Annotated in this window: 18 protein-coding genes and 1 pseudogene; 18 read left to right on the top strand and 1 reads right to left on the bottom strand. The window is 51.8% G+C overall.

Annotated features, from left to right (window positions below; all coding sequences use genetic code 11):
* Positions 1–10: 10 nt before the first annotated feature.
* The 13 genes and pseudogenes from KNP91_RS07980 to KNP91_RS07915 all read left to right on the top strand — a co-directional run bounded on the left by KNP91_RS07980 (position 11) and on the right by KNP91_RS07915 (position 10,375).
* Positions 11–832, top strand: a complete 822-nt coding sequence (locus tag KNP91_RS07980; protein WP_214849510.1) for an ATP phosphoribosyltransferase regulatory subunit — start codon at positions 11–13, stop codon at positions 830–832.
* Entirely contained in the window at positions 833–1,441 is a 609-nt protein-coding gene (hisG, locus tag KNP91_RS07975) for an ATP phosphoribosyltransferase (RefSeq protein WP_214849509.1), read from the top strand.
* Positions 1,441–2,658, top strand: a complete 1,218-nt coding sequence (gene hisD / locus KNP91_RS07970; RefSeq protein ID WP_214849508.1) for a histidinol dehydrogenase — start codon at positions 1,441–1,443, stop codon at positions 2,656–2,658. Before hisG ends, hisD begins: the two co-directional genes overlap by 1 nt.
* Complete coding sequence (locus tag KNP91_RS07965) at positions 2,658–3,629, top strand: pyridoxal phosphate-dependent aminotransferase (RefSeq protein WP_214849507.1); 972 nt, start codon at positions 2,658–2,660, stop codon at positions 3,627–3,629. The genes hisD and KNP91_RS07965 overlap by 1 nt, the downstream gene beginning before the upstream one ends.
* Entirely contained in the window at positions 3,602–4,180 is a 579-nt protein-coding gene (hisB, locus tag KNP91_RS07960) for an imidazoleglycerol-phosphate dehydratase HisB (RefSeq protein WP_214849506.1), read from the top strand. Before KNP91_RS07965 ends, hisB begins: the two co-directional genes overlap by 28 nt.
* The gene (gene hisH, locus KNP91_RS07955) at positions 4,180–4,767 is read left to right on the top strand and encodes an imidazole glycerol phosphate synthase subunit HisH (RefSeq protein ID WP_214849504.1); all 588 of its coding nucleotides are present in this window, start codon (positions 4,180–4,182) and stop codon (positions 4,765–4,767) included. The genes hisB and hisH overlap by 1 nt, the downstream gene beginning before the upstream one ends.
* Complete coding sequence (gene hisA / locus KNP91_RS07950) at positions 4,740–5,444, top strand: 1-(5-phosphoribosyl)-5-[(5-phosphoribosylamino)methylideneamino]imidazole-4-carboxamide isomerase (RefSeq protein WP_214849502.1); 705 nt, start codon at positions 4,740–4,742, stop codon at positions 5,442–5,444. The genes hisH and hisA overlap by 28 nt, the downstream gene beginning before the upstream one ends.
* Positions 5,438–6,187, top strand: coding sequence for an imidazole glycerol phosphate synthase subunit HisF (gene hisF / locus KNP91_RS07945; protein ID WP_026827613.1), 750 nt, complete (start codon positions 5,438–5,440; stop codon positions 6,185–6,187). The genes hisA and hisF overlap by 7 nt, the downstream gene beginning before the upstream one ends.
* Positions 6,184–6,799 (top strand): annotated as a pseudogene (gene hisIE / locus KNP91_RS15905) (bifunctional phosphoribosyl-AMP cyclohydrolase/phosphoribosyl-ATP diphosphatase HisIE). Before hisF ends, hisIE begins: the two are co-directional and overlap by 4 nt.
* A gap of 221 nt (positions 6,800–7,020) precedes the next feature.
* Entirely contained in the window at positions 7,021–7,686 is a 666-nt protein-coding gene (gene trhA / locus KNP91_RS07930) for a PAQR family membrane homeostasis protein TrhA (protein WP_214766229.1), read from the top strand.
* An 11-nt stretch (positions 7,687–7,697) separates the two neighbouring features.
* Positions 7,698–8,357: a TVP38/TMEM64 family protein gene (locus KNP91_RS07925; protein WP_251135965.1), complete on the top strand. Its 660-nt coding sequence runs from the start codon at positions 7,698–7,700 to the stop codon at positions 8,355–8,357.
* A gap of 84 nt (positions 8,358–8,441) precedes the next feature.
* Positions 8,442–9,359, top strand: coding sequence for a proline dehydrogenase family protein (locus KNP91_RS07920; protein WP_012371222.1), 918 nt, complete (start codon positions 8,442–8,444; stop codon positions 9,357–9,359).
* A 194-nt stretch (positions 9,360–9,553) separates the two neighbouring features.
* A complete protein-coding gene (locus KNP91_RS07915; protein WP_214849498.1) occupies positions 9,554–10,375 on the top strand; it encodes a DUF2785 domain-containing protein in 822 nt (273 codons plus the stop codon).
* Between the two features lie 127 nt (positions 10,376–10,502).
* On the opposite strand, the gene KNP91_RS07910 is transcribed toward KNP91_RS07915, so the two are convergent.
* Positions 10,503–11,135, bottom strand: a complete 633-nt coding sequence (locus KNP91_RS07910; RefSeq protein WP_214766189.1) for a class I SAM-dependent methyltransferase — start codon at positions 11,133–11,135, stop codon at positions 10,503–10,505.
* 185 nt (positions 11,136–11,320) lie between these two features.
* Here KNP91_RS07910 and KNP91_RS07905 point away from each other — a divergent pair, with 185 nt between their 5' ends.
* From KNP91_RS07905 to KNP91_RS07885, 5 genes are all read left to right on the top strand, one after another.
* Entirely contained in the window at positions 11,321–13,738 is a 2,418-nt protein-coding gene (locus KNP91_RS07905; RefSeq protein WP_214849496.1) for a 3-hydroxyacyl-CoA dehydrogenase/enoyl-CoA hydratase family protein, read from the top strand.
* A 17-nt stretch (positions 13,739–13,755) separates the two neighbouring features.
* Positions 13,756–14,946, top strand: coding sequence for an acetyl-CoA C-acetyltransferase (locus tag KNP91_RS07900; RefSeq protein ID WP_214849493.1), 1,191 nt, complete (start codon positions 13,756–13,758; stop codon positions 14,944–14,946).
* On the top strand, positions 14,943–16,727 hold the full coding sequence (locus KNP91_RS07895; RefSeq protein WP_214849490.1) for an acyl-CoA dehydrogenase family protein: 1,785 nt from the start codon (positions 14,943–14,945) through the stop codon (positions 16,725–16,727). Before KNP91_RS07900 ends, KNP91_RS07895 begins: the two co-directional genes overlap by 4 nt.
* Before the next feature lie 75 nt (positions 16,728–16,802).
* Entirely contained in the window at positions 16,803–17,258 is a 456-nt protein-coding gene (locus KNP91_RS07890) for a DinB family protein (protein WP_214849487.1), read from the top strand.
* 36 nt (positions 17,259–17,294) lie between these two features.
* Positions 17,295–17,648, top strand: coding sequence for an arsenate reductase family protein (locus tag KNP91_RS07885; protein WP_012371216.1), 354 nt, complete (start codon positions 17,295–17,297; stop codon positions 17,646–17,648).
* Positions 17,649–17,651 lie beyond the last annotated feature (3 nt).

The following is a 17,651-nucleotide window of genomic DNA, read 5'->3' as shown; positions in this document are numbered from 1 at the left end:
GTGGCGATATATGCAATCATTTTCTACGATTCGACTCAAAGACGGGGCAACGGACTACGTCGGGCCATCAGCTGAACGCCTGCAACGTGTCATCCGTCAACTCGAGGATGGACTCGAACAATCTAACTATACCCGATTAATCACCCCTTTAATTGAAGAAGTCGGTGGCCGGGAACAAATTCGGATGGATTTTACGACAAGTGTCGCGCGGGCGCTCAGTGAGCGGGGCCGCGAACAATATAAACGCGTCTTTTACAGCGGATCGGTCTTCCAGCCGGAAGAGAAGTTTCAGGTTGGTTTTGAAGAACGCGGTGTCGTCGCGGAAGTCGAAGCGATCCAGCTTGCCGTCCGACTCGTTGAAGAGTTGACGGGGAAAGAAGTGACGTTGTCGATCGGTGACGCCGGTTTGATTGAACACCTGATTGAAACGCGGGTCGGCGACCACCATCTGCGGGATCAAGTCACACAGAGGTTACGGTTACGGAACGTCATTGAACTGAAACGGATTGCAAGTGAACTCGATGATGCCTTGCTCGCGAAACTCCCGCTCCTGTTTGGCCGGGAAGGGGCAGAACAGATCCTGCCTTATGTCGACGGAACCCGCTTAAATGCCGTCATCGATTTAGCAGACGCCGTCAATGCCGATCTCGACTTCGGACAGATGGGTTTACAGACGTATTATGACGGTGTGACAATTCACGGATTCATCGAAGGCGTTACAGAACCGGTCATCGTCGGGGGACGTTACGACCGCCTGTACGAACAATTTGGACAAGAACAACAAGCGTTCGGAATCGGATTTTCCGTCGAACGACTCGCGGAGGTGCTCTAAATGCGGATTGGAATTACGAAAGGCCGGTTGTCGAAAGCAACGGAACGGTATTTAAAAGAAGCGGGCGTCGAAACGTGGGGAGCGATTGAACGTGAATTGATCGTCAAACGCGGGGAACACGAATTCGTCTTCATGAAAGGTTCGGATTTAATTCCGTACGTCGCCCAAGGTGTGCTGGACGTCGCGATCACCGGCAGTGACATTCTCGTCGAATCCGATCAGGAATTATCGGAACTGGCGGAGTTGCCGTTCGGGGTTTGCCGGATGTCGGTCTGTGCGAAACAGCCGTTACAGTTTGAAGGCGGACGCCGCGTCCGGATTGCGACCAAATATCCGGTCATCGCGAAACGGTACTTCAGTGAACTTGGTGTCGACGTCGATATCGTGCCGCTGAATGGTTCGGTGGAGCTGGCACCGTTACTCGGACTCGCCGACGCAATCGTCGATATCGTCGAAACCGGTGAAACACTCCGGGCGAACGGACTGAACGAATATGAAAAAATCATCGATATCAATGCCCGGTTCTTTACAAGCGAATGGACGCTGAAACGCAAACGCGTCGAAGTGATTCAATTACTCGAACAGCTGACAGAAGGAGTGACACGGTAATGGCAACGACAAAAAACTTCAGTGTCGACCGCGAGACGGAGCAAGCTGTCCGGTCGATTCTGGAACAAGTGGCAAACGACGGCGATGCAGCCGTTCGTCGATATACAAGTGAATTTGACCGCGTGGATTTGACGGACTTCCGCTTGGATGAAACAAAAATCCAGGAAGCGTTTGATCAAGCTGATCCAAATCTGGTCGACTCGTTAAAACTGATGGCGACTCGACTTGTCGAGTGGCACGAACAGGAACTGCCGTCCGACATCGAGCTTGTCGAAGCGGACGTCACCCGTCGCCAACGGTTTGTTCCGGTTGACTCGGTCGGGATTTATGTTCCGGGCGGAGCCGCCAGTTATCCGTCAACTGTCCTGATGAACGCAATTCCGGCTAAAGTCGCGGGTGTCGAGCGGGTCGTCATGGTGACGCCGGTCACCGGACTCAGCACGGAAGTGTTGGTTGCGGCGAAAATCGCCGGTGTGACAGAAATTTATACGATCGGCGGCGCGCAGGCCGTCGCTGCCTTGACGTTCGGAACAGAATCAATCCAGGCGGTTGATTTAATCGTCGGACCGGGTAACCGGTTTGTGGCCGAAGCAAAACGCCAAGTCTACGGCATCGTCGGGATCGACTCGGTCGCCGGACCGTCAGAAGTCGTCGTCATCGCTGATGAGACGGCGCATCCAGACCGGATTGCCGCTGATTTACTTGCTCAAGCAGAACATGACCGGGATGCCGTCGCGATCGCCTTCGTCCCGACGGAAGCGATGAAAGCGGACGTCGATGCGAACATCGAACGCCGGCTGCAACAACTGCCACGTCAGGAGATTGCACGCCGGGCGATGGAAAATGGCGGGGTTTTCGTTGCTTCACTTGATGATGCGATTGCCGAAGCCAACCGTTTGGCTGCCGAACACTTGGAGCTTGCTGTCGCGAACCCGCAAGAGGTCGTCAAGTTGATCCGTCACGCCGGGATGATTTTCCTCGGACACGAAACACCGGAAACACTCGGGGATTATGTCGCCGGGACGAACCACGTCTTACCGACGTCGGGGACAGCACGTTTTGCATCCGGCTTATCGGCACGAACGTTCTTACGTCACCAGACGATGCTCCAAGCGACGCGGGAAGGGGTCGCCCGACTGGCAAATGCCGCGAAAACGGTCGCCCGGGTCGAAGGACTTGAAGCACACGCACAAGCGATAGAAGTGAGGGAGAACTGATGCGATTACACCAAAATGAACGATTCACGGCGCACAGCCGGACGGGAATCGAGGCCATTAAACAACTTGTCGAGACGTTTCCGATCAATGAATATCCGGTCGAGGTTATCGACCAAGCCAAAGCATCTTACAGCGCATACGCTGGTGTCCGCCCGACGCAACTCGTGGCCGGGAACGGCTCCGACGAACTGATTGGTTATCTCTGTGCCCGTTACGCCGGACCGGAGTCCCCCGTCATTGCGTCACAACCGGACTTCGTCATGTATCAGTTTTATGCCGACCGCGCACGGGCTGATTTCAGTAAAGTACCACTTCTTGACGGAATGGCGCTCGATGTCGACGGACTGCTTGCAGCACCGGGGAATATCATCTTCCTCAGTCACCCGCACAATCCGTCAGGTATCTTGCGGAAAGAGGCGGATGTCCGCCGTCTGCTCGACAGTGGAAAATATGTCGTAATTGACGAAGCTTATATCGATTTCGCTCTCGAACAATCGATGGTCGGTCTGCTTGACGAATATCCGAACGCGATCATTCTCCGGACGTTGTCGAAAGCATTTGGTCTTGCATCGCTGCGACTCGGCTTCCTGATTGCCAGTGAACAGGTCGTCGCCGAGGTCGAATCGATCAAATCACCGTATAACGTCTCCGGTCTCTCGGCTGCGGTCGGGATTGCCATCATGGCGGAACCGGAACTTGATCTTGTCTTAGAAGAAACGTTTACGAGCCGGGACACGATTGCCCGTCTAGTCGAACCGCTCGGCCGAACGTATCCGAGTGCGGCGAATTTCTTCTACGTCGAATACGACCAAGCGGAACGCTTTACCGAACGGTGTGCCAAAGCCGGACTGCGAATCCGTTTGTTTGACGGAGCTTTCCGCGTCAGTTGCGGCTCGATTGAAGCGATGGAAATCTTAGAGAAATGTGTAGAGGAGGAACTGCAATGCGTCGTGGGACAAGCGAACGAGTAAGCTCAGAATCAGAAATCAAGGTGGCGGTCGACCTCAGTGGCGGACCGGTTGAAATTAAGACAGGCGTCGGCTTCTTCGATCACATGTTGACACTGTTTGCCTTCCAGGCACGGATTGGTCTTGAGATTCAAGCGAAGGGGGATCTCTGGATCGATGCCCACCATACGGTTGAAGATACGGCCATCGTCCTCGGAGCAGCCTTGACGGAAGCGTTAGGCGACAAAGCCGGCATCGAACGGTACGGCGAATCACGTGTGCCGATGGATGAGACCCTTGCCTCGGTCGTTCTCGACTTCAGCGGTCGTCCGTATACGGTCTTCCTCGCCGAATTTAAAAATCCGAAGCTCGGTGATTTTGATACGGAACTGGCGGAAGAGTTTTTCCAAGGCTTGTCCCGCAGTGCGCGGATGACGATTCATGCCCAAGTCCTGTACGGATCAAATACCCACCACATGATTGAAGGATTGTTTAAAGCGCTCGGTCGTGCTGTCCGTCAGGCTGTTGCCGTGACCGGAGACGGTGTTCCGTCAACGAAAGGACTGATTGACTAATGATCGCAATCGTAGATTATGGTGTCGGCAATATCGCGAACATCGAACGGGCGTTAAAAGAGCTCGGGGAAGCCGTCATCGTCACAAGTGACCTGGAGTTACTTGGACAGGCGGAAGCGCTCGTTTTACCGGGGGTCGGGGCCTATGCGCCGGCAATGGCCAGGTTAGAAGAGACGGGATTGATTGAGTTCTTACAGGAACAAGCGAAGAAAAAACCGTTCCTCGGGATTTGTCTCGGCATGCAACTGTTGTTTGAGTCAAGTGATGAAGACGGACAGACACAAGGGCTTGGTATTTTACCGGGAACAGTCGAAAAGTTACCGAGTGACGTCCGCTTGCCGCACATGGGCTGGCATCAATTGAAGAATCACGGCGAAGCGGTTTATTTCGTCCACTCGTACGGCGCGGTCTGTGATCCGGACTGGATCGTCGACTCGGTCGAGTACGGACGACTCGTTCCGGCCATCGTCCAAAAGGACCTGGTGACAGGGATGCAGTTCCACCCGGAAAAGAGTGGCGAAGTCGGATTGAAATTACTTAAGGAATGGAGAGAGACGACATGCAACTCTACCCAGCAATCGATTTAATGAGCGGACAGGCCGTCCGCCTCAAACAAGGGGATTTTCAACAACAGACGTTTTTCGGTGATGCGTTGACGATCGCCAAACGGTTTAAAGAAGACGGCGCGACAGCGATTCACCTGATTGATCTTGATGGGGCAAAAGCCGGTGAACCGTTACACTTGAGCCTGATCGCCGACATTAAAAAAGAAACCGGTTTGTTTGTTGAAGCCGGCGGTGGCGTCCGCAACATCGAAACGGTCGAAGCCTACGTCGGCGCCGGGATTGACCGGATTCTGATCGGGACGGTCGCGCTCGAAGACGAAGCGTTGCTCGAACAGATGATTGAGAAAGCCGGTGACAAGTTGGCTGTCGCGCTCGACGCCAAAAACGGCATCGTCCAGACGCGCGGCTGGCTCGAAGCGAGTGACTGGACGCTCGAACGGGCGATCGAACACTTGATTCAAAAAGGCATTAAGACGTTTTTATACACGGACATCTCCCGCGACGGAATGATGCAGGGACCGGATGTCGACGGACTCGACCGTTTGAAACGGGACGGCGTTGAACTGATTGCGTCCGGTGGTGTGACGACTGTCGAAGACGTCGCCCGCTTAAAAGAAATCGGGATGGACGGTGCCGTCATCGGCCGCGCCTTACTCGACGGATCGTTATCGTTGAAAGAGGTGCTGCGCGTATGTTGATGAAACGGATCATTCCCTGTCTTGACGTCAAGGAGGGACGCGTCGTCAAAGGCGTGAAGTTTCAAAATCTGCGTGATCTCGGCGATCCGGTCGCCGTCGCCAAGTACTATTACGAACAAGGAGCCGATGAGCTGGTCTTACTCGATATCTCGGCGACGCAAGAAGGCCGCGACACGATGCTCGATATCGTCGAGCGGGTGGCGGAAGTCATCTACATGCCGTTTACGGTCGGCGGCGGGATCAAGACGCTCGAAGACGCGAAACGATTGATCCGTGCCGGTGCCGATAAAGTCTCCCTCAATTCGTCGGCGTTACAGAACCCGCAACTGATTCAGGACATCAGCCGCCTGTTCGGTGTTCAGGCGACGGTTGTCGCGATTGATGCTAAACGGACAGGGGACTCATGGGGCGTCTTCTCGCACGGCGGCACACAAGCCGTCGGACGGGATGCGATCGAATGGGCGAAGGAAGCCGTATCGCTTGGAGCCGGTGAACTGCTCGTCACGTCGATGGATGCAGACGGAACAAAAGACGGCTACGATCTGGAATTGATTCAACGTTTACGCGAAGTCGTCAATGTGCCGTTGATCGCCTCCGGTGGGGTCGGGACACTCGAACACTTGGCGGAAGGTCTCGAAGCGGGAGCCGATGCGGCACTGGCAGCATCGATTTTCCACGAAGCGACCTATACGATGCCGGAGACAAAAGACTACTTGAAGGCGAGAGGAGTCGACGTCCGATGATCGAATTGAATTTTTCGAAGGGACTTGTCGCAGCCGTGATTTTAGATGAGATGACAAACGATGTTTTGATGGTCGGCTTTATGGATCAGGCGGCTTACGACAAGACGCTTGCGACCGGACTCGTCACGTTTTTCTCGCGGACGAAAAACCGGCTTTGGACGAAGGGCGAGACGAGCGGACATACGCTTGAACTACGCCGTATGTGGATCGACTGCGATCAGGACAGTCTGTTGATCACTGTCAAAGCGAACGGACCGACGTGCCATACCGGCAACCGGACCTGTTTCTATACAGAAGTGGAGGTGCCGCATGCTACATGAACTTGAACGCACGGTAAAAGAAAAAATCGCGTCACAAGATGAGGCGTCCTATACGAACTACCTGGTTAAAGCCGGGCGGGAAAAAATCGCCAAGAAGTTTGGCGAAGAGGCCTTTGAAGTCGTTCTTGCAGGCGACGATACCCTCGCGGAAGAGACAGCGGATTTGCTGTATCATCTGACGGTGTTGCTTGCTGATCGGGGTGTTTCGTTTACGGACGTCGAAGTCGTCTTGAACGAACGCCACGGGACAAAGTCGACGTTCAAGGATCGACCGGATATCGAACAGTGGTAATCCATGACTTTGCATTCCTCAAACGGGATGCAGAGTTTTTTTACTGTAAACGGGGAAAAGACTGATTATAATGTCATCAAATCGTCAGAACATTTTGATAGGCATTTAGTAGAAAGCGGGCGTATAATCAAGAGCATAGTCTGTTTGTCCAGAAAGTAGGTGTCGTCTTGATTTCTAAAAAAGAAATTACGAAAACGATCAAAGAACAATCAAAAGAAACGATTGAAGAGTTGCTTGCGAAAGGTGACTCGTTGAAAGAAGAAGTGGCTAGTGCCATCACGCACGGACTGGGTGTCATCTTCAGTATCGTCGCCCTGGTCTTACTGATCCTGCAGGCGACGAAGTCGGGCAGTGCCTGGAACGTCACTGCCGTCAGCATCTTTGGTGCGACAATGATTTTACTCTACCTGTTCTCGACGTTGATGCATTCACTCATGCATACGCGTGCCAATAAAGTCTTACAAATCCTTGATCATGCAGGAATCTACTTATTGATTGCCGGGAGCTACACGCCGTTCGCCTTGATCACGTTGCGCGGACCGCTCGGGTGGACGTTGCTCGGGATCGTCTGGGGAGTCGGGATACTCGGGATCATCTGGAAACTGTATTCGACCGGAAAACACGTTTGGATTTCGAACGCCTCGTATCTGATTCTCGGCTGGTGTTGTATATTCGCCATCAAACCGATGTATGAAGCGCTTGGTTTACAAGGATTCCTTCTCCTGCTGGGCGGCGGACTCGCCTATTCACTTGGTGTCATCTTTTATGTCTGGGCACGCTTGCCTTACAATCATGCGATTTGGCATCTGTTCGTGCTCGCCGGCAGCGTCTTGATTTTCTTATCGATTTTCTATTACGTCGCACCGGCGTCGGCACCGATCTCTTGAAGAATCTCAAGTTGCGGGACTGGCTCCCGTTTACACTCTACATGCTGATTGGACTTGGACTGCTCCTCTATTTCCGTTTTTCGGGAATGATGGAGCAGTTTGATATCCAAGCACTATCGGACTGGATTCGCCAGCAGGGCGCTTTCGGCATGTTGCTGTACATATTGGCTTATACGATCCGTCCGCTCGTCTTTTTCCCGGCAAGCTTGCTGACAGTTTTTGGCGGTTATACCTATGGTCCGTGGGTCGGGACGATTCTCGATGTCATCGGCGCCGGAACCGGCAGCCTGCTCAGCTTTTGGATTGCCCGTCTGCTCGGTCGGCGCGGCATCGAAAAGATCATCGGAACCGGTAAGTTGACGATTCTTGATGAACGGATTGCCACGAATGGATTCTTCGTCGTCTTGACGGTCCGGCTGATTCCACTATTTCCGTTTGACGCGATCAGTTATGCGTCCGGTCTGTCGAAAATTAAATTCCGTCAGTTTGCGCTCGCCAGTTACCTCGGCATCATTCCCGGAGCTTTCGTTTACAATAATATCGGGGCGAGCCTGCGCGATCCGTTTTCCTGGCAGTTTTTCTTTGCCATCTTCTTATATCTCTTATTTTTTACCGTCGGTTTTTTTGCACAACGGATGTTACGGAAAAAACAAAACAACGAGCACATGTAAGCGCTTTATGTCATAATATGAATGCAGAGATGTGAACCGACACGGTAAAACAGCCTAGCATTTATTTAGGGGGAGTAATGAGTGATGGAACGAGTATTACGGGATGGTTTTATCTTCTTATCGCAAAATAAGACATTGAATGGTCTGGCAAAACGGTACGGCCTGAAGTTCGGCGCAGGGCGCTTTGTGGCAGGGGACTCACTTGAAGCTTCAAAACGGGCAATTCAGGATTTGAACTCCAAGGGATTATGCGTCACGATGGATCACCTCGGTGAGTTCATCTCGACGGTTGCGGAAGCGGAAATGATGACGCAGGAATGTATTCGTGCAGTGGAAATGATTGCGGAAGAGAAATTAGACTCGCAACTTTCACTGAAACTGACGTCACTTGGTCTTGATATCTCGGACGAATTGATTCGCTCGAACATGGAACGAATTTTGACACGGGCGAAAGAAGTCGGTGTCTTCGTCACAATCGATATGGAAGACGAGCCGCGTTGTGAAAAAACGATCCAATTGTTTGAAGAATTGCGTCAATCCTTCGATAACATCGGAACGGTCATCCAGTCGTATCTGTACCGTTCGGAAGACGACATCAAACGTGTCGGACGATTCGAGACGAACTTACGGATTGTCAAAGGCGCGTATAAAGAGCCGGCAACGGTTGCCTTCCCAGAAAAAGAGGATGTTGACCATAACTACATCAAGCTCGTCAAACTGCAACTCTCACTCGGTAACTATGCCGCGGTCGCAACGCATGACGACGCGATGATTGAACAAATCATCCGTTATGCGAAAGAAAACGGCATCGGCAACGACAAGTTCGAATTCCAGATGCTGTACGGCATCCGCGTCGAACGTCAGCTCGAGCTCGTGAAGCTTGGCTATAAAGTCCGTGTCTACGTCCCGTATGGTCGTGACTGGTACGGCTACTTCATGCGCCGTTTAGCAGAACGTCCGGCGAACGTGGCGTTTGTCCTTAAAGGAATGGTTAAAGGATAATAACGAATAATAGAGAAGTGAAAGATGGGGCCTTCATGGTTCCATCTTTTTTGTGCTTTTTGGATAACAGATTGAAAGATTTCGTCCTTCCCTCGGGCGAGACGCAAGTCGCTGCTCTTTTCCCCATAGGAGTCACGGGAAGCAAATACTACATATACTACATATACTACATATACTACATAGGAGGTATGGTCATGGAGGTAACGGAACAGCAGTTGAAAGTGCAGCTGCAACAAGAGAACACAGTAATTACGAAGGGATTGCTGGAACAGATGTTGTACCATATCGGCAGTTTGGATCCGGTCCTTCGGGATGAACTGATTTTTTCACGGCTTGCGGAATGGGTTATGTCAGGAGAGTTGACGGTGACGTCTGCTAAACGAATTGTCTCGTTTGTACTCAGTCCGGACGGCTTGTTTTATAAAATGAAGACTTCTGATGATACAGCAGTCTTTACCCGTTCGTTTTCAGCATTGCTTCTTGCAGTAGTACTCGAAACAGACGCTGCGCATCCACAACTGGAGGAGCAGACATACGAACAGATCTCTAATCAATTATTGGAATATCTAAGCAACGAAATCGATTTTAGAGGATTTGTTCCTGGCTATGGTTGGGCACATAGTATTGCCCATATTGCCGATGTCTACGACGCTTGGTTCAAGCATCCTCAGTGTCAGATCAGAAATGAGCAAGCAGTGATTGCAAAGTTTATCGAGATTTTGATGACACCGGATTATGTTTTTATCGATGAAGAACAGGAACGCGTCATCACAGCTTGGTTAGCGGCAAGAGAACGAGGAATGACAGACGAAATCTTGTTTAAGACGATTGAGACATCAGTCCGAGCCTTGCTTGATCTACCGGTGAATTGGAGCGACGAACGATTTACTGTGCTCCGCAACACAAAACAATTGCTACGGACACTGTACTTTCGGGTGAAATGGCAAGACAAGACGTCTACGCTCCCGGAACTGATTGAACACTTGCTGATTCAAATCCATCAACGCTATCAGTAAACGAAAAACAGACGTGTCCATCCGACTTCTACGGGAAAAGGAAGCTTGCGTCCCGCCCGAGAAAAGCGGGTGGACATACGTCTGTTTTAGAACTTATGATTTTGTGGTTCTTCAGCACTCAATCCACTTACCGCGTCCGAAACGCAAACAAACAGGAAAACGCATGGGCCTGATCGAGCAACCGGTGACCGGTCATGACGGCACCTTCCTTTTGAATGACGGCTTCGTCAAGCAACGTCCATCCGAGTTCGTCTGCCAGTTGGACGAGTTCCCACGGCATCATCGTATTGCCCATCGGTGCCTCTTCCCCGTGCAGGCGACGGTAGGACAATGCCCGTGGTGCTGCCGTCGGTCCAAGCAGACTGATGACGACGAGCGGGGCGACCCTGCTGATTTCTTTTAGGACCGTGACGGGACGCGTCGACCACTCGAGTGAATTCACGGCAAGGACGACGTCAAACGTATCATCCGCAAACGGTAATGCTTCACCGGTTCCGACGACGAAATCGAGTGCCGGTGATTTGTCACGGGCGATTCGTATCATCTCTTCCGATAAATCAAGACCTGTCACTTGAAATGCGTCCGCGAGCAGCCGGCAGGCTGTACCGTCGCCGCATCCTAAGTCGAGTAATCTACCGGACGTAATGACGGACTTCAGAAACGGAATGATTGTTTTCCGGCTGCCTGTCGTCCACATCATCTCCGATCGTTCCGCCCAGTCGGTCGCTTTTTGATCCCATAATTGTTCCGTCGATTTCATGAGAACTCCCCCTTTTGATTTCAGTGTAACAGGAAAATTTGACCAAAAGCTGAATTTTTATTGCTACTGAATGATAATTCATTTATGATGGAGATGTAGAAGGAAGCAGTGGAAAAACGGACGGCTTCTTTTTTTGTCAGAATAATGAATGGTTGTTCATTCAATTACGAATCAGGGGGTCTATCATGGCGAGTCAAATCGGTCAGCCGACCACAGTACACACGACGAAACATATTCAATTCGCCGTCATTATCGGTTCAGGGGTCATGGGGGCAGGAATTGCCGCACACCTTGCGAACGCGGGAATCCGGACATTGATGCTTGATATCGTACCAAAAGAATTAACGGCGCAGGAAACGAAACAAGGATTGACGCTGGAAGATGCGGCAGTCCGCTCACGGATTGCCCGCGACAACCGGCAAAAGCTGCTGAAACAAAATCCGGCACCACTCGCTTCAAAACAATTGATTGATTTGATTGAAGTCGGAAATCTTGAAGACGATCTCGACCGTCTCAAAGAAGCCGACTGGGTGATTGAAGTCATCGTCGAACGGCTTGACGTTAAACAACAGTTGTTTGCGACGATCGAACCGTTTTTACGCGAAGATGCGATCGTCAGTTCCAACACGTCAGGGATTTCGATTGAAGCGATGCGCGAAGGACGGTCGGACTCGTTTAACGCCCGGTTCCTCGGCACGCACTTCTTTAACCCGCCGCGTTACTTGAAGCTGCTTGAACTGATTCCGACACGCGACACGAATCCGGAAGTTGTCCAGTTCATGAAACAGTTTGCCGAAGAGCGTCTCGGTAAAGGTGTCGTCATCGCAAAGGACACACCAAACTTCATCGGCAACCGGATCGGGACATACGGTCTGCTCGTCACGATGGATGAGATGAAAAAAGGCGGTTACTCGATCGGGGAGGTCGATTCCGTCACCGGACCAGTACTCGGTCGTCCAAGCTCAGCGACGTTCCGGACGCTTGATGTCGTGGGGATCGACACATTCGTTCACGTTGCGAACAACGTCTACGACCTGTTACCGGACGGAGCAGAAAAAGAGACGTTCGCCGTACCGGCGGAAATGAAACGGTTGGTGGACGAAGGATCGCTCGGAGCGAAGTCGGGTCAAGGCTTCTATAAAAAAGCCGGCAAGCAGATTCTCGAGCTCGATCTTGCAACTTTTGAATACGTGGAAAAGAAAGCGCTTACTGAACTGTCGATCGGTCAGGCAAAAGCTCTTCCGGGCGCTAAAAATAAACTGAAAGCCGTCGTCTTTGCAAAAGACCGTGTCGGTGCCTTACTGTGGCCGATCCATGCGAAAACATTGCTCTACTCGGCGCAATTGACACACAAGATTGCAGACGACATCAAAGCGATTGACGAAGCGATGAAATGGGGCTTCGGCTGGAAGATGGGACCGTTCGAGACATGGGATGCACTCGGTGTCGAGAAGACGGTCGCGAAGATGAAACAGGACGGCTATGACGTCCCGGCCTGGGTCGATGAAATGCTGGCAGCCGGCGTCACGAGCTTCTATAACGAAGACGGCGAGTTTTACGATGCCAAGACGCAAAAATACGTCGGCAGTGCCGTCAATCCGAAAGAAATCCGCTTACGCGACGTCCGCAAATCAAACGGCGTCTTGCTTGAAAACAACGGTGCCCGTCTGCTTGATCTCGGAGATGATGTCGCAGTCCTTGAATTCACGTCGAAGAGTAACGCAATCGGCGTCGACATCATGCAGATGATCGAACAGTCGATTGATCTTGTTGAAAAAAATCACCGGGGTCTTGTCATCGCCAACGACGGCAAAAACTTCTGTGTCGGGGCGAACCTGGCGATGATGCTGATGGAAGCGGAAGATGAGAACTGGTTCGAACTCGACTGGATCATCAACAAGTTCCAGCAGTCGATTCAAAAAATCCGTTACGCGTCGCGTCCGATCGTCGTTGCCCCACAAGGGATGACACTCGGCGGCGGAACGGAAATTTCACTTCCGGCAGCCCGTTTGCAGGCCGGTCTTGAAACGTATATGGGACTCGTCGAAGTCGGTGTTGGTCTGATTCCGGGAGGCGGCGGGAACGTCAACACGTATCGTCGTCTGCTTGAGAATACACCGGACGGACTCGTCAACATCGAAAAAGCCGCGCAGAAGACGTTTGAGAACGTCGCGATGGCGAAAGTCTCGAAATCGGCTTTCGAGGCACGGGACCTCGGTTATGTCCGGACCGTCGATCAGATTTCGATGAATCGTGACCACCTGACGTTTGATGCAAAACAACTGGTCCTTGAGCTCGACCGGACCGGTTATACGGCACCGGCCCACGCGAAGATTCCGGTCGTCGGCCGCGCCGGGAAAGCGACGCTTGAACTCGCGACCCGTGAAATGTTCTACGGCGGTTATATCTCGGAACACGATTTAAAAATTGCCAGCAAACTCGCACACGTCATTGCCGGTGGGAACGTCTCGTTTGGCACACACGTCGATGAGCAGTACATGCTCGATATCGAACGGGAAGCCTTCTTGAGCTTGATCGGTGAACTGAAAACACAACAACGGATGCAACATATGCTTGTCAAAGGCAAGCCGCTTCGTAACTGATGACTGGGGGGATTCGAATGAAGGAAGCAGTAATCGTCGCCGGTGCACGAACACCGGTCGGCAAAGCAAAAAAAGGATCATTTAAATCAATGCGTTCTGATGAACTCGCAGGCATCGCCATCAAGGAAACGTTGAAACGCGCGAACTACACGGGAGCAATCGATGATGTCATTCTCGGATGTGCCTTACCGGAAGCGGAGCAGGGGATGAACATCGCCCGTTACGCGTCGGTCCTCGGGGGACTGTCGCACGAAGTACCGGCAATCACGATCAACCGGTATTGCTCAAGTGGCTTACAGTCGATTGCCGATGCCTCGATGAAAATCATGACGGGTCAAGCAACGGCCGTCATCGCCGGCGGACTCGAATCCATGAGCCAGGTGCCGATGCCGGGGCACGTCGTTCGACCGAATCCGTCAATCGTCGAAACAGAACCGGAATATTATATGAGCATGGGACATACGGCAGAACAAGTCACTTCGACCTATCAAGTCTCACGCGAAGATCAAGATGCCTTTGCACTGAAAAGCCATCAAAAAGCAGCCGCTGCAATTGCGTCCGGCAAATTCGCCGATGAAATCGTGCCGGTGACGGTCACGGAACAGTTCGTCAATGATGAGTTGAAGATTGAAGAAAAGACGTGGGTCGTCGAACATGACGAAGGTGTACGCGCCGATTCATCACCGGAAGGTCTCGCCAAGCTCCGTCCGGCCTTCCGCCTCGGCGGCAGTGTCACAGCGGGGAACTCGTCTCAGACATCAGACGGTGCAGCCGCCGTCTTGATCATGGAGCGCGAAGAAGCAGAACGCCAGGGCCTGCCGATTCTCGGGAAATTCAAATCGTTTGCCGTCGGCGGTGTTCGTCCGGAAGTCATGGGAATCGGACCGGTCGTCGCGATTCCAAAGGCACTTGAACTCGCCGGCATCACGCTCGAAGACGTCGGATTAATCGAATTGAACGAAGCCTTCGCGTCCCAATCGCTCGGTGTCATCCGGGAACTCGGTCTGAACGAAGATATCGTCAACGTCAACGGCGGCGCGATTGCGCTTGGTCATCCGCTCGGGTGTACCGGAACGAAACTGACATTAACACTCTTGCATGAAATGAAACGACGGAACGTCCAATATGGTGTCGTCTCGATGTGTATCGGCGGCGGAATGGGTGCTGCCGGTGTATTCGAACTAGTTGAAGGAGGAACAGGACAATGAGCCAAACAGCAAACGAATTAATTAAAGGTGGAAGTTTTGTACTGGATGAGTTGCAGGCGGATCGTCTCTTTACACCGGAAGATTTTTCGGAAGAACACAAAATGGTTGGTGACATGACAGCGAAGTTCGTCGAAGACCGTGTCGTCCCAGTCCTCGACCGGATCGAAAAACATGAGTTCGAATTATCGGTTGGTCTCTTGCGTGAAGCAGGCGAGCTCGGCTTACTCGGCGCAGATGTCCCGGAAGCGTACGGCGGCTATCAGATGGATAAGATTTCATCGTCAATCATCACGGAGAAATTTGCCCGCGGTCGTTCGTTCGCCCTCAGTTACGGCGCGCACGTCGGAATCGGTTCATTGCCGATCGTCTTCTTCGGGAATGAAGAACAAAAACAAAAGTACCTGCCGAAGCTCGCATCAGGTGAGTGGATCGCGTCGTACGCGTTGACAGAGCCGGGCTCAGGTTCGGATGCCCTCGGAGCGAAAACAACGGCAGTCTTGAATGAAGCCGGCACGCACTACATCCTAAACGGAGAAAAACAATGGATCACGAATGCCGGTTTCGCCAGTCTGTTTGTCGTCTACGCGAAAATCGACGGCGACAAGTTCACGGCGTTCCTTGTTGAAGGCGACTACCCGGGTGTCTCGACAGGACTTGAAGAACAGAAAATGGGCATCAAAGGTTCGTCAACACGGACGTTGATTTTACAAGATGCAGAAGTACCGGTTGAAAACGTCCTTGGTGAAATCGGGCGCGGACACGTCATCGCCTTTAACATCTTAAACGTCGGACGGTATAAATTAGCGGTTGGTGCGGTAGGATCATCAAAACGGGCGATTGATCTCGCGGTTCAGTATTCGAACGAACGCAAGCAGTTCAAGACACCAATCAGTTCGTTCCCGTTGATCCAGGAAAAACTGGCAACGATGGCAGCGCAGACGTATGCGATGGAAAGTTCGGTTTACCGGACAGGCGGTCTGTTCCAGGACAGCCTCGATCAGTTGTCGGACGAAGAAAGCAAAGACGGCAAGAAAATTGCGGATGCAATCGCCGAATACGCCATCGAATGCTCGATGAATAAAGTCTTTGCATCCGAGACATTTGATTATGTCATCGATGAAGCGGTCCAGATTCACGGCGGTTACGGCTTCATGGCGGAATATGAAGTCGAGAACATGTACCGTGATTCGCGGATCAACCGGATCTTTGAAGGAACAAATGAAATCAACCGTCTGCTTGTACCTGGCACATTGCTGAAGAAAGCGATGAAAGGCGACTTGCCGCTGCTCGCAGAAGCACAACGTCTGCAACAGGAAGTCATGAGCTTCATGCCGACAGAAGTCGGATCAGAGCCGCTTGACCGCGAACGTCATCTGCTCGCAATGATGAAAAAGATCTTCCTGTTGACGGCCGGAACAGCGGTCCAGAAATATCAGGACAAGCTCCAAGGCGAGCAGGAAATCCTTGCGAACACAGCCGACATCATGAGTGCGATTTATGCGCTTGAGTCAGCAATCGTCCGGACGGAAAAAGCGATTGCTGCCAAAGGCGTCGAGAAGAACGAACTGAAAATCCGTTATACGGAAGTCTTTGCACAACAAGCCTTTGAAGGCGTGGAGCGGGACGCGAAAGAAACGTTGTACGCGGCAGCGAGCGGCGATGAGTTACGGATGCTGCTGTCGGCATTGAAAAAGTTCAGCCGATACCAACCGATTAATTCGATCGGAACGAAACGCCAGATTGCGAAACGTTTGATCGAATCAAATAAATATACGGTCTAAGTCAGGTTTACTGATTCGCCTTTGCAGGGAAAATCTCTGTAAGGGCGAATTTTTTCATTGAAGGAGGGAGCAAACATGCGACACGAATTGACAGAACTCCAGTTTGCCATCGACTATTACAAATCACTCGAACGGCTTTCCGGGGAAGAATGGGAATTACCGCTTGCCGTCGATAAATGGACCGTTCAGGAATGTGTCAGTCATCTGTTTCTGTGGGACCGGTATTATCTCGATCATGCCGTCTCGAAGTTACCGGATGAACGATTGACGCTTGTTCAAACCGACTATGATGAGTTCAACCGCCTGGCGGTCGAATATGCCCATCATATCGATGCTCTCGCCTTATTGAAAAAAGCCATCGGTGTCCGCCGGGAACTGGTCACACTCCTCGACCGGCTGACGGACGAACAATATGAGCGGACGTATGAAGGAACATTTCAGCCGAAAGCGTTTGTCGAATCCTTCATCGCCCATGACCACCACCATCAAGATCAAATCGATGCTGCATTGGCGCGCTTGAAACGCAACTGATGCATCTGCTAATCTGAAGTCAGAGGTGATGAAAAAATGGTAACAATGTATGGTTATCCAAAATGCAGTACGTGTGTTAAAGCCAAAAAAGCACTGGAAACGAACGGGGTCGAAGTGGACTACAAGCATATCGTCGACGAGACACCGAGTGCCGAGACAATTCGGGAACTTCATCAAAAGAGCGGCGAACCGCTGAAGAAGTTTTTTAACACGAGCGGCCAGTCGTACCGGTCGCAAGGAATCAAGGACCGTTTGCCGGAACTTTCCGAACAGGAGCAATACGAATTGCTCGCAAGTGACGGCATGTTGCTCAAGCGTCCGATCGTTACGGACGGACAAGACGTGACCATCGGCTTTAAAGAAGAACTCTATCAAGGAAAATGGTATTAAGAA

This window comes from Exiguobacterium sp. s138 (genome assembly GCF_018618775.1).
Classification (GTDB): domain Bacteria; phylum Bacillota; class Bacilli; order Exiguobacteriales; family Exiguobacteriaceae; genus Exiguobacterium_A; species Exiguobacterium_A artemiae.
Note: the sequence above shows the minus strand (reverse complement) of the source record. Positions and strands in the feature narration are given on the sequence as shown.

Coding starts and splice junctions, on each gene's coding strand:
- KNP91_RS07980 (WP_214849510.1), top strand. CDS start 11: ATGCAATCATTTTCTACGATTCGACTCAAAGACGGGGCAACGGACTAC.
- hisG (WP_214849509.1), top strand. CDS start 833: ATGCGGATTGGAATTACGAAAGGCCGGTTGTCGAAAGCAACGGAACGG.
- hisD (WP_214849508.1), top strand. CDS start 1,441: ATGGCAACGACAAAAAACTTCAGTGTCGACCGCGAGACGGAGCAAGCT.
- KNP91_RS07965 (WP_214849507.1), top strand. CDS start 2,658: ATGCGATTACACCAAAATGAACGATTCACGGCGCACAGCCGGACGGGA.
- hisB (WP_214849506.1), top strand. CDS start 3,602: ATGCGTCGTGGGACAAGCGAACGAGTAAGCTCAGAATCAGAAATCAAG.
- hisH (WP_214849504.1), top strand. CDS start 4,180: ATGATCGCAATCGTAGATTATGGTGTCGGCAATATCGCGAACATCGAA.
- hisA (WP_214849502.1), top strand. CDS start 4,740: ATGCAACTCTACCCAGCAATCGATTTAATGAGCGGACAGGCCGTCCGC.
- hisF (WP_026827613.1), top strand. CDS start 5,438: ATGTTGATGAAACGGATCATTCCCTGTCTTGACGTCAAGGAGGGACGC.
- KNP91_RS07920 (WP_012371222.1), top strand. CDS start 8,442: ATGGAACGAGTATTACGGGATGGTTTTATCTTCTTATCGCAAAATAAG.
- KNP91_RS07915 (WP_214849498.1), top strand. CDS start 9,554: ATGGAGGTAACGGAACAGCAGTTGAAAGTGCAGCTGCAACAAGAGAAC.
- KNP91_RS07910 (WP_214766189.1), bottom strand. CDS start 11,135: ATGAAATCGACGGAACAATTATGGGATCAAAAAGCGACCGACTGGGCG.
- KNP91_RS07905 (WP_214849496.1), top strand. CDS start 11,321: ATGGCGAGTCAAATCGGTCAGCCGACCACAGTACACACGACGAAACAT.
- KNP91_RS07900 (WP_214849493.1), top strand. CDS start 13,756: ATGAAGGAAGCAGTAATCGTCGCCGGTGCACGAACACCGGTCGGCAAA.
- KNP91_RS07895 (WP_214849490.1), top strand. CDS start 14,943: ATGAGCCAAACAGCAAACGAATTAATTAAAGGTGGAAGTTTTGTACTG.
- KNP91_RS07890 (WP_214849487.1), top strand. CDS start 16,803: ATGCGACACGAATTGACAGAACTCCAGTTTGCCATCGACTATTACAAA.
- KNP91_RS07885 (WP_012371216.1), top strand. CDS start 17,295: ATGGTAACAATGTATGGTTATCCAAAATGCAGTACGTGTGTTAAAGCC.